The organism is Streptomyces lasiicapitis (assembly GCF_014646335.1).
Classification (GTDB): Bacteria; Actinomycetota; Actinomycetes; order Streptomycetales; family Streptomycetaceae; genus Streptomyces; species Streptomyces lasiicapitis.
Genome location: NZ_BMNG01000003.1, coordinates 195,874 through 209,851 on the forward strand (window position 1 = coordinate 195,874; position 13,978 = coordinate 209,851).

At 69.4% G+C, this 13,978-nt stretch carries 9 protein-coding genes and 1 pseudogene; 4 read left to right on the top strand and 6 right to left on the bottom strand.

Annotated elements, in window-relative coordinates; all coding sequences use genetic code 11:
* Window positions 1-69 precede the first annotated feature (69 nt).
* The 3 genes from IEY91_RS06730 to IEY91_RS06740 all read left to right on the top strand — a co-directional run bounded on the left by IEY91_RS06730 (window position 70) and on the right by IEY91_RS06740 (window position 10,278).
* Window positions 70-1,401, top strand: a complete 1,332-nt coding sequence (locus tag IEY91_RS06730; protein WP_189173223.1) for a class I SAM-dependent RNA methyltransferase — start codon at window positions 70-72, stop codon at window positions 1,399-1,401.
* 511 nt (window positions 1,402-1,912) lie between these two features.
* Window positions 1,913-4,102, top strand: coding sequence for a hypothetical protein (locus IEY91_RS06735; protein WP_229696752.1), 2,190 nt, complete (start codon window positions 1,913-1,915; stop codon window positions 4,100-4,102).
* Between the two features lie 83 nt (window positions 4,103-4,185).
* Window positions 4,186-10,278: a hypothetical protein gene (locus IEY91_RS06740; RefSeq protein ID WP_189173461.1), complete on the top strand. Its 6,093-nt coding sequence runs from the start codon at window positions 4,186-4,188 to the stop codon at window positions 10,276-10,278.
* A 95-nt stretch (window positions 10,279-10,373) separates the two neighbouring features.
* On the opposite strand, the pseudogene IEY91_RS06745 reads toward IEY91_RS06740, so the two are convergent.
* The 6 genes and pseudogenes from IEY91_RS06745 to IEY91_RS06760 all read right to left on the bottom strand — a co-directional run.
* A pseudogene (locus IEY91_RS06745) lies at window positions 10,374-10,853 on the bottom strand (hypothetical protein); the annotation flags it as partial.
* On the bottom strand, window positions 10,813-11,127 hold the full coding sequence (locus tag IEY91_RS06750; protein WP_189173225.1) for a hypothetical protein: 315 nt from the start codon (window positions 11,125-11,127) through the stop codon (window positions 10,813-10,815). The gene IEY91_RS06750 and the pseudogene IEY91_RS06745, both read right to left, overlap by 41 nt.
* An 81-nt stretch (window positions 11,128-11,208) precedes the next feature.
* Window positions 11,209-11,397, bottom strand: coding sequence for a DUF8686 domain-containing protein (locus IEY91_RS42805; RefSeq protein WP_491583900.1), 189 nt, complete (start codon window positions 11,395-11,397; stop codon window positions 11,209-11,211).
* Window positions 11,398-11,445: 48 nt separating this feature from the next.
* Window positions 11,446-11,619: a hypothetical protein gene (locus IEY91_RS42810; protein WP_491583899.1), complete on the bottom strand. Its 174-nt coding sequence runs from the start codon at window positions 11,617-11,619 to the stop codon at window positions 11,446-11,448.
* A 55-nt stretch (window positions 11,620-11,674) separates the two neighbouring features.
* Window positions 11,675-11,965 carry a DUF4436 domain-containing protein gene (locus tag IEY91_RS42815; protein WP_506005011.1) on the bottom strand — a complete coding sequence of 97 codons (291 nt, stop codon included), beginning with the start codon at window positions 11,963-11,965 and terminating at the stop codon, window positions 11,675-11,677.
* Between the two features lie 39 nt (window positions 11,966-12,004).
* Window positions 12,005-13,102, bottom strand: a complete 1,098-nt coding sequence (locus IEY91_RS06760; RefSeq protein WP_189173226.1) for an agmatine deiminase family protein — start codon at window positions 13,100-13,102, stop codon at window positions 12,005-12,007.
* 291 nt (window positions 13,103-13,393) lie between these two features.
* Between IEY91_RS06760 and IEY91_RS06765 the strand changes: the two genes are divergently transcribed.
* Window positions 13,394-13,975: a TetR/AcrR family transcriptional regulator gene (locus IEY91_RS06765; protein WP_189173227.1), complete on the top strand. Its 582-nt coding sequence runs from the start codon at window positions 13,394-13,396 to the stop codon at window positions 13,973-13,975.
* The last annotated feature ends 3 nt before the right edge of the window (window positions 13,976-13,978 follow it).

Genomic DNA, 13,978 nt, shown 5'->3' on the forward strand with positions numbered 1-13,978 from the left:
CGCGAGGGCGGCCGTCTCGCACACCCCGCACACCCCTCACATCCCCTTACGTTGTGGAGTCACCCCGCCATGCAGGCTGAACCGAAGAACTCGCTGGTGGGCCAGGAGTACGAGGTCGAGGTGGGCCCCGTCGCACACGGCGGCCACTGCGTCGCCCGTACGGCGGAGGGGCAGGTCCTCTTCGTACGGCACGCGCTGCCGGGGGAGAAGGTCGTGGCGCGGGTGACCGAGGGCGACGAGTCGTCCCGCTTCCTGCGCGCGGACGCGGTGACGATCCTCGACCGGTCCAAGGACCGCGTCGAGGCCCCGTGCCCGTACGCCGGACCGGGCCGCTGCGGCGGCTGCGACTGGCAGCACGCGAAGCCGGGCGCGCAGCGCCGCCTCAAGGGCGAGGTGATCGCCGAGCAGCTGAAGCACCTTGCCGGGCTGACGCCCGAGGAGGCCGGCTGGGACGGCACGGTGATGCCGGCGGAGGGCGACAAGCTCCCCGCCGGGGAGGTCCCGGCCTGGCGCACCCGAGTCCAGTACGCGGTCGACCCCGACACCGGCCGCGCCGGCCTGCGCCGCCACCGCTCCCACGAGGTGGAGCCGATCGACCACTGCATGATCGCGGCGGAGGGCGTCACCGAACTGGGCATCGAGCAGCGCGACTGGTCGGGCATGGAGTCGGTGGAGGCGATCGCGGCGACGGGTTCGCAGGACCGCCAGGTCATCCTGACCCCGCGGCCGGGCGCCCGCCTCCCCCTGGTCGAACTCGACAAGCCGGTGTCCGTCCTCCGTGTGGAGGAGAAGGACGGCGGCGTACACCGCGTCCACGGCCGCCCCTTCGTACGCGAACGGGCCGACGGCCGCACGTACCGCGTCGGCAACGGCGGCTTCTGGCAGGTCCACCCGAAGTCGGCGGACACCCTCGTGACCGCGGTCATGCAGGGCCTCCTCCCGCGCAAGGGCGAGACGGCGCTCGACCTCTACTGCGGCGTGGGCCTCTTCGCGGGCGCCATCGCCGACCGCGTCGGCGACGAGGGCGCCGTCCTCGGCATCGAGTCCGGCAAGCGCTCCGTAGAGGACGCCCGCCACAACCTCGCCTCCTTCGACCGCGTCCGCATCGAACAGGGCAAGGTCGAGTCGGTCCTCCCGCGCACCGGCATCACCGAGGTCGACCTCATCGTCCTGGACCCGCCCCGCGCGGGCGCGGGCAAGTCGACGGTCCGCCATCTCGCGAGCCTGGGCGCCCGCCGCATCGCGTACGTGGCCTGCGATCCGGCCGCGCTGGCACGGGACTTGGGGTACTTCCGGGAGGGCGGGTACCGGGTGCGGATGCTTCGGGCTTTTGATTTGTTTCCGATGACGCACCATGTCGAGTGTGTGGCGATTTTGGAGCCTGCTGAGAAGGGGCGCTGACCTGCGGTTCTTCTCAAGGTGAGACCGCGTTCGACTGTTTTCGGAGCACCATGGGACAGAGCACGCTGCGCTCCTGTATCTGCCATGAAAGATGCTGAGCTGCGGCTTTACCAGCGTGCAATGTGCAGCGCCCGTCCGGCGTTTCGACGTCGGGTGAGGAACTGGTGATTCGTGGCACTCGTCAGACGCTGCATCTGAAGGTGCCGACGGTCTTCTGAGAGTGGACCAGTCTCCGCCTTTGAGGTTTTCCCACTTCAGGGTCTGGCTCGCTGTGAGCAGCTACCTAGCCATCACAAAGTGACGAAAGAGCCGCGGAACGCCATGCGCAGGCATAGGCTGCCGGAATAACCGCGATCCAGGCTGGGGCGGCCTGTAATGCAGCGGAGGTGTCATGGGTGGGGACACGTATGCCTCGGGAGAGGCCGGCGGCCGGCCGGAGGCGTCACCGGCGCGTCGCGACGGGACGGAGGTGCCTGATCCGTATGGGGGACGGGCTCTTCTGACCTCTGCCATGGCACGGGGTTACGACGCCGTACCTGACGAGGAGCGGGATCGGCTGCTCCGCTACCTCGAAGCGGTGGTTGCGGCTCGCCCGGCGCCGGTGCACACCGCTGTCGCTTTCAACGCCGTGTACTTCGGTTACGACCTCGGCGGCGACGGCTACGGTGGCAGCCCGCTGCGCCTCGACGACTTCCCCGTGATCACCTTCGGTGAGTGCGCTCCTGTGCTCCCGGTCGGTGCCATGGTGTGTGTCGCCACCGGCTCGGACCCTCTCTATGCCGAGATCGTCTACCGGGAGGGTGCTCACCCGGAGGCGGGAGGCCTCGGTGACATACCGGCCTGGGTGTCGGGGGCGCCCGCGGGCGCCGAGGGACCGGGCAGGCCGGGGAACGTCACCGCTCCACGGCGCAGGGAACTACTGGTACCCGACCTCCATGCCTTCGGCCCGGCCCTGAGCCTGTCACCGGCCCAGCTCCACCGATTACGCACGCGTCGGCGCTGGATCAACGAGGATGGCCATGTCGTGGTCGACGTGTGCTACCCGTCCCCGGAGGCGGCCCGCCGCGACGACCTGACGGCCTATGCGGACCATCTTCTGACGACGGCACGGGAGCAGCTGCTCAGCCCCTTCGTCCCGGTGTCCCTCGCCGCGCTGGTGGGCGGTACCCACGACGACGATCTGCGGGCGGGGCTGCTCGGCCTGCTCGACACAGTGCGGGGTGCGCTCAACTCCAGCGCCGCCTTGCGCACATGGGGTGGCTACGCCATGACTCGGACCTCCCTCGCCGACTGCTGGCGGGACACCGGGCCGCTGGGCGGTAATGACCTCAGATCGCTTGCCACGGCGGTCGAACGCGCCGCCACCCCGGGGAGGCGGCGCTACGGCCTCACCACGCCGGTCACCGTATACACAGCGGTCGGGCCGCGGCTTCGCAGGTTCCCGGGGGCGACGGAACTGCTGAGGGGAGTGGGGTACGCCGCAGCCGTGTGCCGGGCGAACGTGGCGCTCGCCGATGTCGTCCAAGGCGAGAGCGACCAGGGCCTGTTCGCGAATGGCTCTCGGGTCACGCTCGACGACGCCTTCGAGAGCGGAGGCGTGTGGCGGTCCCATCATCCCGGTGACGCAGAAGAGCCCGGAGACCCCTTGGTCCCGTCCGGACGCGGCTGGATGTCCACGTTGCCCGCGCCAGTGGAGCCGGAGACAGAGTTGGACCCTGTCGATCTGCCCCTGGCCGACGATGCTTCTCTCGGCACCGGCGAACTCCTGCGGAGCGATGCGCAGGAGATCGTCTGGCGGGCGCCTCTGCGGCTGGCGCAGCTCATCGAGGGCTGGTTCCCGCTGCATCCGTACGTCGTCGAGGAACTCCTCCGGTCTCACGGTGAGCGTCCCACGGTCCGGCTCGAACTCGACCATGCCGACGAGGTGTTGGACATGAGGGAGGCGGTGCAGGACGTCACCGCCGAACTCGGCGACGAATCGGGCCGGTTGACCGGAATAGCCTGGCCCCGCGACTTCTTCCCTGGCCTCATGATTGAGCTGCGCCAGCTCCGTGGCGACTTGGTGATCCGCCTGGTCACGACGAGGCTCAGCGAACGGGTGCAGGTCGGCGACCGCGAGACTGGGCACTGCTACGACCCTCGTGTGCTCACCAGGGAGGACGTGCCGGGAAGTGACCGCCATGGTGACAGCGCGGTCGGGCTCGGCCCTCGGCAGCTGGTGATACGCACGGTGCGTCGTTGCGGCCTGCTCACCCTGGATGGCCATGCCTTGATGGACCGTTCGGTCCTGCCCAGCGCGGTCTACGGGCGTCGACCGACCCGGCCACAGGCCGCCGCTCTGGAATCGGCTGTCGCGGAACTGCTCGCGGAACGGTTCCTGGAAGCGGCCTTCGGTAGCCGAGACGTCTGGGGCCAGCCGCATTTCCCGCCGCGTGACGGACAGCGGACCATCCTTCTCATCGGCTACTGCCCCGCCCGGCCGCGGGTGATACGTCCCTGGGGCGGTACCGATCCGAGTGGTGAGGGGCTGCGGAGCATCCAGTTCGTACCCGGTCATCTGCGCCGCCTGCGACCGGGGTGCTCGCCCAGCGACGTTCAACGCGCGGCCTTTCGTGAGTACTGCGGCAGGCTCGGCAAGGCGGACGGTTGGGAACTGCCCTACGGATACACGTTCGTCACTGAGCACACACGCGGCCGCTGATCTTTGTGGCTCTTGCGTGTCCGCGGGGTCGGCCAGCCCTCTCCCCTTTCTTATTGGTGTTTACAGAAACGGAGTATGTGTACATGCAGGACCGCTACCGCGTTGTCACGGGGCCGCCGTGGTCCCCGTCGAGCGTCTCGGCCCAGGACCTCGAAGGCCTGGCCGCCGCGCTCAACGCCTTGGAGCACCCGGCCGTCGCCGCCCTGAGCGATCTCACGGTCGACATGGTGGAACTGGCCTTCAACTCCCTGCGGCCAAGAGACCGGCAGGAGTTGCTCGGCAGCCTGGGCATCCGCATGGCGGCCCCTCGACGGGTGAGCAGTGCCCTGTGCCGGGACGTTCTTGCCCGGCTGCGCCGTGAGTCGCGGCAGCACAGCTGCACATGCGGGATCAAAGGACTCACGGTCACCGTGATGAATCAGGTGGGCAACTTGGTCTTCGCGCAGGAGGGCGATACGGTTCCCGACCCCGTTACCCGGTGGGGCGCGACGCTCGTGCGGGCCACGGTGTTCGCGTGGTGCAACGCCTCCGTCGCCGACGCGCACATCCTCGCCTGGGCGGCGGACCAGGACTGGTTCGCGGTGACGGCTGACGACGAGGAGACGGCTCAGCTCGCCGCTGTCGGTACCATGGCGCGGTTCATCATGGAGACGAACCCGGACTTCGCCCCCGGCGCAGCGGAAGACAATGAGCCGCCACTCGCGGGCGACGGAAAGCCTGTGCACGCTTCCGCCGCTGACCGGCCGGGCACGAATACCCCCGCCTCCGAGATCGTGGCTTCCACCCCCGACAGCTCCCGCAGTATGACCGCCACGGCGTCCGATGGCGCCCGAACCGACGACGGGGCGAATCCAGAGGCGGCCTGCCGACAGCTGGAGTCGGCCCTCGCGCAAGCCCGGCAATCCGCGGAGAAAGTGACCAGCGCGGTCGTGGACGGCTGCCCTCCGCCGGACGAGGACCTGGCTCTGCTGGCCGCGCTGGGTGCCGCCTTCGACAGCGTCCACGCGGTGCTGCGCGCAGCGGGGGTCGAGGGAGTACCTCGCCGCCTGGAGGACTTGACGCGCGCCGCACGTGCGCACCGTGTGGCGCACGAACGTGATCTTCAGGCACGGGAGCCGCTGCGGGAACTGCTGGATGTCGCTTCTCGTCCGGGCAACTCCGCCGGTGCCGCCGCTGCCGCCGAGACCGTGCGCGGCGCGGCCCGCCGTCTGTTGGACACACCGGTGTGGGAGGAGCCGCAACGGGAGGAAAGCGCCGCGTTGGCCGCCTTGGCCCGTCTCATCAGGCTGGGTCGACAGGCGGATGCCGCGGCGGAGATCCTGGCTCTGCAGGAGCAGGTCGTGAGGGTGCTGCCCACGTGTGCCATGGCGGTGGTCATGGCCCCTGAACTGACGTTGGCCCAGCCGGAGGACGGCGGCCGCGAACTCGCCGGGGCCGAGGCGGATGGCGATCCTGCAGACGCCGAGACGGCTGTGGATTCCGGAGCCGTACAACCGGCCGACCAGCCAGAGGAGGCTGTCGGCCACTCCACCGAGGAGACCGCGCCCCACCCCGTCTCCGAACCGGAAGTCTCCGCGCCCGCCCGGTCGGCAGCCCCCGATCCGGTCTACGTCACCGATGCACAGGCCGCGCTTCCTGCCGACAGCAACTCGGTACCCCGCACGGACCCGGACGCGCTTGTGCAGGCGCCCCTCGCACTCACCAACCGTCCCACCGAGGGCGCGCCCGTCCGGGAAGCAGTCGCGTCCGTGAGTGACGACACCGACGAGGCCGTAGCCGAGCGAGCCTTGGTGCAACTGGTCGTGGACCGACGCTTCGGACTCGCCCACCATCTGGCGAGGGCTGCCGGCTACCCCGAGCCCCAGGTGGCGGCGCTCCGCCTGGCAGGTGCCGCCGCGCTGCTCATCTCTGGTGACAGCCAGGGCGCCCGGCTGACGGCGGACCTGCTCCAAGAGTATGGCGGATACGCGGGCCAGGACACCGAGGGCAGTGAACTCCTCCTGCTGCCCGCCCTGCTGCGTACCGCACTGATCACTGGCGACCCCTCGGCAGGCGCTCAGCTCAAGGCGTTGGTGCCTCGGCTCCCGGACCGGCTCGGAGAGGCGGCGACCGCCGTCGCCGACCGTGCCCTCAGCGGTGCTCTGATGATCGCTTCCCCGCTGGCTGCCGACGGCTCCGAAAGCGCAGTCCGGCTACGGGAGTTGTGCGAGCAGAGCCGTGCCCTGCTCGCACCGCAGAGGCTGCGGTTCGCGCGGGCGACGGAGATCGCCAAGCGCTGGCTGGCCCCCGAGGACGGGATGCTCGGATCGCTGCTCATGACCGTCGTCGGCGACAACCGTGACGCGATGCAGCAGGTGCGCGAGCAGGCCGAGCGGCTGTCGAAACTGGCCGAGGTCAACAGCGAGATCGACCGCATGGACCGCAAACACCGCTCGTCCAGCGGCAAGCCGCTGCAAGGCTCCGGGCGGCAGGATCTGGTGCATCTCGTGGAGCGGGCCGTCGGCCTCGTCAAGGAGTGGTGTCTGGCGGTGGATGGCACCCGCCGCGGGGACCGTTCCGACGGCAACCGTGCGGCCAAGGAGATCTCCTCCCTGCGCCAGTACCTGCTGCGTGGGAGGGTGGCGGCGCTGGGTGATCTCGAGCAGCTGGCCCGGCGCTCGGACGCCATCTCGGCCGCGACGGTCTGGGCGGCACGCGCCTCGATGAAAGACCTGTTCGCTCTGCTCGCCGGTGACACCGTGACCACACGTTCCGGCGGTCAGGTCGACCCGGAACTCGTGCTGAACGCGGAACTGCTGAAGGTGTGCGACACCCTTGACGAGCGGCCGTCACTCGACGCGCTTCTCAGGGTGGTCGACCGGAGCTGGCATGACGCCTTCGACGAGCGGCTTTCCCACGACGCCTTCACCGCGGCCCGTACCATCGTCGACCTGGCCGGACGAGGGCTGCTGCCTGCAGCGCGGGCCGGGGAGTTCGTCCCGCCCACGGACACCGAGATCGACGACCGGCAGGGCGTCCGGCGCACGCAGCTGCGCAAGGCACACGGCGAACTCGTCGCCGAGCTGCATCGCGCGCAGGCGGACGGTGCCGTGACCGAGGACCAGGACCTCGGCCTTCAAGAGCTGCTGGCCGACGCCCATGACAGCCTCGAAGGCCCCGAGCGGCAAGACCTGCTGAACGTGCGCCGGGCGCTCGATACGGTACGGAGTGACCTGCCCGCCTTCCGGCAGCAGGCGGCCGACCGGATCCGCGCCCGGCTCGACGCCCTGGACCCCACTTCGGAGGAGCGGGCTCAGGTCCTGCGGCGCCTGGAGACGAACGACCTGGCCACCGCCGCCGACCTCGTCTACTTCCTGGAGATCGGCGAACCCGTACCGGAGATCGAAGGAGGCGAGTCCCACCTGCCCGACTTCTTCCCTGCCGTGCCCGACGGCTTGCCAGGAGGCATCGGCCACGACCTCGTCGACCTGGTCCGGTCCGGCGGCATGCATCCGACGCTTCCCGTCCTGGACTACGGAGGCCTCTCCACCGAAGAAGCGGCACTCGCGGCCGACGCCCTCGAAGAGTGGCGCGCACTGGCCGCCACCGAACGGAAGGACCGGCTCCAAGTTGCTCCGACCAGACAGGTGCCGCCGCTCCTGAAGCTCCTCGGCTACGACGCCAAGAGCGCCAGGCCGCTCGACGACCGGTCCCAGCACCGGCGCGAGTACCGTCTCTTCGAAGCAACCGGGGTGGAAGTCAACGGCAGGGCGAAGGCGCCCGCGTTCGGCTCGCAGATCTCGGAGCAGGGCGGCAACCTGCGGGTGATGATGGTCTGGGGCAGGCCGCCCGCCAAGGTCGTCATGAGCTGGGCAGAGCGTGACACCAGCGACGCGAGCCTCCTCGTCGTCTACTTCGGCACACTGAGCCGGGAGGCTCGCGTCGAACTCGCCGTCGGCTCCGGCCGGTTGCAACCGCTGCTGGTCGTGGACGACGCCGCTCTCGCCTATCTCGCTGCCCGCGGCGACCGCCAGGTCAGCACTTCCACGCAGACACTGCTGCCCTTCTCCGGCGTTAACCCGTATATCAGGGAGAAGCGAGGCCGGATCGGCGGCGAGATGTTCTATGGCCGTGACGCCGAACGCAAGAGCATCCTTGACCCGCGCGGTACCCAGGTCATCTACGGCGGCCGGGGACTCGGCAAGTCGGCACTGCTCGCCGACGCCGGGGAACGGTTCACGGAGCAACGACCCACCTACTACCAGGCGGTGTACGTCAACCTTGACCAGGAGAACATCGGCAAGGGCAGCTCGTTCGGACCGGAGACGCTGTGGAGCGTCCTGGAGCGGGAGCTGACCGAGGCGCACGTACTCGACGACCAGCCGCAGGCGCGCAGGAAGCGGCAGGAGATCTCCGAGCGGGTTCGCGCCGGCATCCGGGCCTGGCTGGACGGGGACTCGCGCCGCCGACTGCTGATCCTGCTCGACGAATGCGACCAGTTCTTCGAGGCGGACGCCCCGCGCTTCGACCAGACCAAGAAGCTCAAGGGCCTCGGGTCCGACACCAAGGACCGCGCCAAGGTCGTCTTCGCCGGACTGCACTCTGTGCAGCGCTTCTCCAAGCTCGCGAGCAACGGGCCGTTCGGCCACCTCGCGCAGACTCCCAAGGTGATCGGCCCGCTGGCTCCCCAGTCCGCCGCCGAACTGCTGGTCGAGCCGATGAGGGCGCTCGGGTTCGAGTTCAAGGATCTGGATCTCGTCAACCGAGTGCTCGGCTACTGCTCCTACCAGCCCTTCCTGCTCCAGATGTTCGGGCACCGGCTGGTTGAGCTGATGCACCGTAAGCGGGCGCGGCGCGGAGCCGAGGGACCCCCTTACAAGGTGGAGGTGACCGACATCGAGGTCGTGGAGTCGGACGCCGCTCTCAGAGACGGCATCTCGGCGGCCTTCAAGGACACGCTGAGCCTCGACCACCGCTACGACGTAATCGCCAACGTTCTGGCATACCACGCCCGCCATCATGGCCTGGAGGTGCGGCTGAGCGACACCGAACTGCGCGAGGAGTGCGAGACGTACTGGCGCAAGGGGTTCGAACAGCTCGACACCGAGGGTTTCCGGGCCTACCTCTCCGAGATGGTCGGCCTCGGTATCCTCGCGCCCAACCACGACGGACTGGGCTGGCATCTGCGCGGCCCCAACGCCCTGCGCATGATCGGTACCTCCCACGAGGTGGAGGCTCGCCTGCTCAGGGCCGAACAGGACTGTGAACTCCAGGAGAGCATCGTGCAGGAGGGCCGCCCCGAGCTGCCCGACGGCCAGCCGGCTCCGCTGACCAACACCCAGCTCGACGACCTTCTGGGCGAGCGGTCCAGCCGAACCAGAGTCGTCCTTGGCACATCCGCCACCGGAGTCACCGACGTCACCCGGACCTTGCGTACGATTGCCGGGCCGATCGATGGCTGGACGCTGCCGCCGGTTGGCAAGCCCAGCGTCTACAAGCAGGAACTCACCGGCGGACGCCCTCGTGAACGACGTGTTGTCATCAGCGACTTCGTCAACTATCGGGACCCGGTGCGGCCTGAGACCTGCCGGGAGGCCGTCGACCTGGCCGAGACACTGCTGCCCGTCACGCCGGGGGTCACCCGCGCGGTCGTCCTTGTCACTGACACCACACAGCTGGCCCTGTGGCGAACCCTGCTGACGGGAACCGAAGCCACCTCGGCCGCCCCGGTGGTGCTGCGCCGCCACGACCGTCGCAGCCTGCGCGGCTGGGCTCAGCGTGTCAACATGTTCCACACGGAGGACCGCCTGGACCGTCTCCACGAGCTGACCGGCGGCTGGCCGCTCCTGGTCGGTCGAGCACATCGACTGCACGGCGAACTGGGCGACGCCGACGACGTGTTGCGCCGCCTGGCGGGCCTCCGCGCGGACCGGACTGAAGCCCGTGCCTTCGCGGAGGCGACCGGCATGTACGCGGACCCGCTGCTTGCTGCTGGGTATCGGGCCCTCGACGAAGAGTTCAAGGACGGCCCGTTCGATCTGGAGGGCGCGGTGACCGCTGTGGCGCTCAAGATCGAGGACGAGGACGAGGCGCGGTGGATCGTCAACTGCCTCGACGCTCTTCAGGTATTCGATCGCGAGGACAACCAATTGCGCCTGGAGCCGCTGTTGCGCCAGTGCGTGGCGCTTCGCGTGTGACAGCGTGTGTGACACCCGGTCCGGCCGCCTGCATGTCCGGGCGGTCGGTCGCCTTTCACGATCACCTTGCCGAAAGCCGGCCAGACACCGAGTACGTCGCCGGCCTCTTCGAGGTGACGGGTAGCGAGGTCATCGGCCCACTCGGCGCCAGTGAGGTTCGACTGCAGATCCCCGCGCTCGAAGCGGCCACGGGCGTGGCGGCGGCCGAACTCTTCAAGCTCGGCATTGGTCCAGCGGCGGGATGCTGTGAACACGTCGAGGAGATCGCGTGGTGCTCCACGGTCGGCCAGGGCGCGGACCTTGATCCCGATCACGCCCTCCTCCGCGAGGACGGGCCCGTACGGGCTCTGGGTGACAGGCCGCCAGAAGGTCTCCTTGAGGATGTCGACCTCGCATTCCTGCCCGGTGGCCGGGTCGGACACGGTGAAGCGGGCGGACAGTGGGGCGGTCTCCAGCGCGTGCACAGAGGCGGTGGGCCCGCACGGTGTATCCGCCCGTGACGACCAGCGGATACGGGGAGCTGATGCGATGGCGTCAGCCAGGAGCCGCGTGTGCAGCTCCGGCATGTCCGTCACGCGGCCGCCCGCGTGCGGGGGCGAGCTGGGGGAAGACGTCTTCCCATACAGCGCGCACGGTGCGGTACAGGCCCATGCGCTGACGTGGCTTGGCCATGTCGTACGAGGTCGTCCCGGACCAGGCCATGTGCAGCGGCAGTTCCACGACCCCCTGGGCGGGGCCCTGCAACTCGTCCAGCGACTTCGGCAGGCGCCGTCGAAACTTCTCCCGGTACAGCGCGAGGTCCGCGGCGTCCGCTCCCGAGTTGGTGGCCGGAGAACTGGCGCGGGGCATGAGGCGCGAGTCGACCCTGCCGGGGGAGCTGCAACACGTGGAGTGCGTGAGGTGCAGTGTGGGCCTCGCAGGCGACGTCCGTCAGGAGTGGTCCGGCAGGCCTGACAGGGCGGCCTCCCGGCGCAACCCCATGACCACCACCGTGATGGCGCAGAACGCGATCAGTGTTTCCGCCCAGAGGAACGCCACGTAGTCCAGGAGTGAGCCGATGGGGGGTGTGCCGGGGGCTGTGTTGCGGAAGGCGGCCAGGGCGAAGAGGGTGGCGGCCATCCAGCCGAGGGCGGGCCAGGTCAGGCCCTTGTGGCGGGTGATCAGGAATCAGGCGCCGATCAGGACCGCCAGGGCCAGGGCCCACATGGCCGCCATCATGAACACGGCGAAGATGAGGACGCTGGTGGAGCGGACGAGGGCTGCGTGGAAGACCGCGGCGCCGTCTGTCTCGGCTGTGTCGACCGTCGCCGCGAACAGGGCGTCGGTGTTGGACAGTGTCATGCGGACGGGTACGGGCTCGTCGCCCTGTACGGCGCTGAACTCCAGCGCCGCGTCGTTAGGCGTCGAACGGGTAGTCCGTGATCGATCCGGACGTCAGGGTGACGGGTACGTCCACGGTCGCGATGCGGCTGTGGGCCGGGAACGTGAGATCGCGGCGGATTGAGGACGAGTTCTGCATCGTGAGCGTCCGTGCCGGGGAGAAGCCGTCCGCTTCCGCCAGGGTTCCGCGCGGGGTGACGAGGACGCGCAGGACCAGTTCCCGGCACGCGGCGTCCACCCGCTGGACCGACGCGTCGATGTCCACCCGGTCGGGAGCCGCACCCCCCGCTCGGTTCCGGGTGTCCATGGCCTCGCGCTCTCCGAACTGGGGCCAGATCCCCCGGGCTCAGTCGGCCGGTTTGCCGGGCTCGTCGTGTGTCGAGCAGTGGATGCCGCCGCCGCCCGACGCGATGGTGTCGATGCTCACCTGCACGACGTCCCGCTTGGGGAAGTGCTCCTGCAGGATGCTCCGGGCGCGCTTGTCGGCCTTGCGGTCGCCGAACCTGGGGAGGAAGACGGAGTCGTTGGCGACGTAGAAGTTGGCGTACGTGGAGACGAAGTCGTCGCCCTCGCCGGTGATTTCGTACAGGTCCGGCTGGGGGAGGTCGATGACCTCGAAGGGGCGGCCCTTGGCGTCCGTCGCCTTGGTGAGGACCGCTTTTGCCTGGTCTGCTGCGCGTGACCAGGAGTCGGCAGGAGTGTCTGGGTGCGCCCTGTCCAGGAGGACCACGCCCGGCGCGGTGAAGCGTACGAGGCTGTCCACGTGCGCGTCGGTGATGTCCTCGCCGCGTACGCCCGCCAGCCAGATCACCTTCTTGATGCCCAGGGTCTTCTTGAGCTCGGCCTCGATCTGGTCCCGGCTCTTCCCGCGGTTGCGGTTGTCGTTGACGATCGAGCTTTCGGTGATGAGGAGCGTGCCCTCGCCGTCGGCCTCGAAGGAGCCGCCCTCGGCGACCAGGGGGGCCTTCCTGCGCGGGATGTCGTACTTCGACAGGAGGGCGCGGCCCACCTGGCCGTCGTTCGTGTGCTCCTGCTTGTTGCCCCACCCGTTGAAGTTGAAGTCGACGCCGATGACGTCGCCGTCCTGCTCCACGAACACCGGCACGGTGTCGCGCGCCCACAGGTCGTCGACGGCCAGCGGGATGACCTCCACGTCGCGCCCGCACGCCTTCTGCGCGGCTTTCTGCTGGTCGGGCCTGGCCATCATCACGACGTACTCGTACTCCGCGATGGCGCGGGCGATGCGCGCGATGTCCTCGCGCACGTAGCGGAGGTCCTCCCCCCACACCGACTCCAGCGCCGGCCATGACATGAACGTGCGCGCGTGGCTCTCCCACTCGGCACCCATGCGCAGCCCCTTCGCCGCCGTGTCCTCGTCACCGGCGGTGCTCGCGGCACCCGCGATCTGGTCGCCGGGTCCGCAGGCCGAGGCGCCAAGGGCCATGGCGCCGATACCGGCGATTGCGCGGAGCGCTGAGCGGCGGGAGGGGAAGGGGAGGGGCAGGGACACGGTGAACTCCGATCATCGTGATGGGGATCAAGCTAGCCGTCGGCATGGCGCGACGCTCGACGAGCGCGCGGACGGCGCGTGACACGTGAAGGGCGCGTGACAGGGGAGCAGGGTGTGAGCGGACGGGCCGCTCCTCGCTGTCCCGTCTCGACTGTGGCATGAACTGAAAATTCAGTCAAAGGGAGGGCGCTGTGCGTCGGTATCGGCCCGATAGGGTTCGGAATCATGGCGCCACGCACTACTCAGATCCTCGAAGCGGCCGCACGGCTCATCGCCCGTCGCGGTGTACGTGGCCTGCGCGTCGAAGAGCTCGCCGCCGAGGCGGGCGTCTCGACCGGGTTGATCTACTACCACTTCAAGGACCGCACCGGGATCCTGCGCCACACGCTCGAGTTCATCAACGACCGCGCCGAGCGCTACACCGCCGGCCGCGCGGCGGACGCCGAACCCCTGGCTCCGCGCGAGGAACTGGAAGAGACCCTCCTCCTGGAACTTCAGGACACCCCGGAAGTCAGGGAGAACAGCTCCGCCTGGGGCGAGCTGCGGGCCAGCGCGGTCTTCGACGAAGTGCTGCGCGAGGACCTCGCCAGGGCGACCCTGACGTGGGTGCAGGAGGTCGCGGCCCTTCTCGGTCAGGTGCAGCCGACGACCCCGGCGCCTGCCCTCGCCGCGGCGGGAGAGCGGCTCACCGCCCTGCTCGAAGGGCTCAGCATGCGCTGGCTCAGCGGCGGGCTGCAGATCGATCATGCGCGTGATCTGATGCGCGGGGCGATCGACGCCGAGCTGGCGCTACTGCGGGAGAAGTAGCCC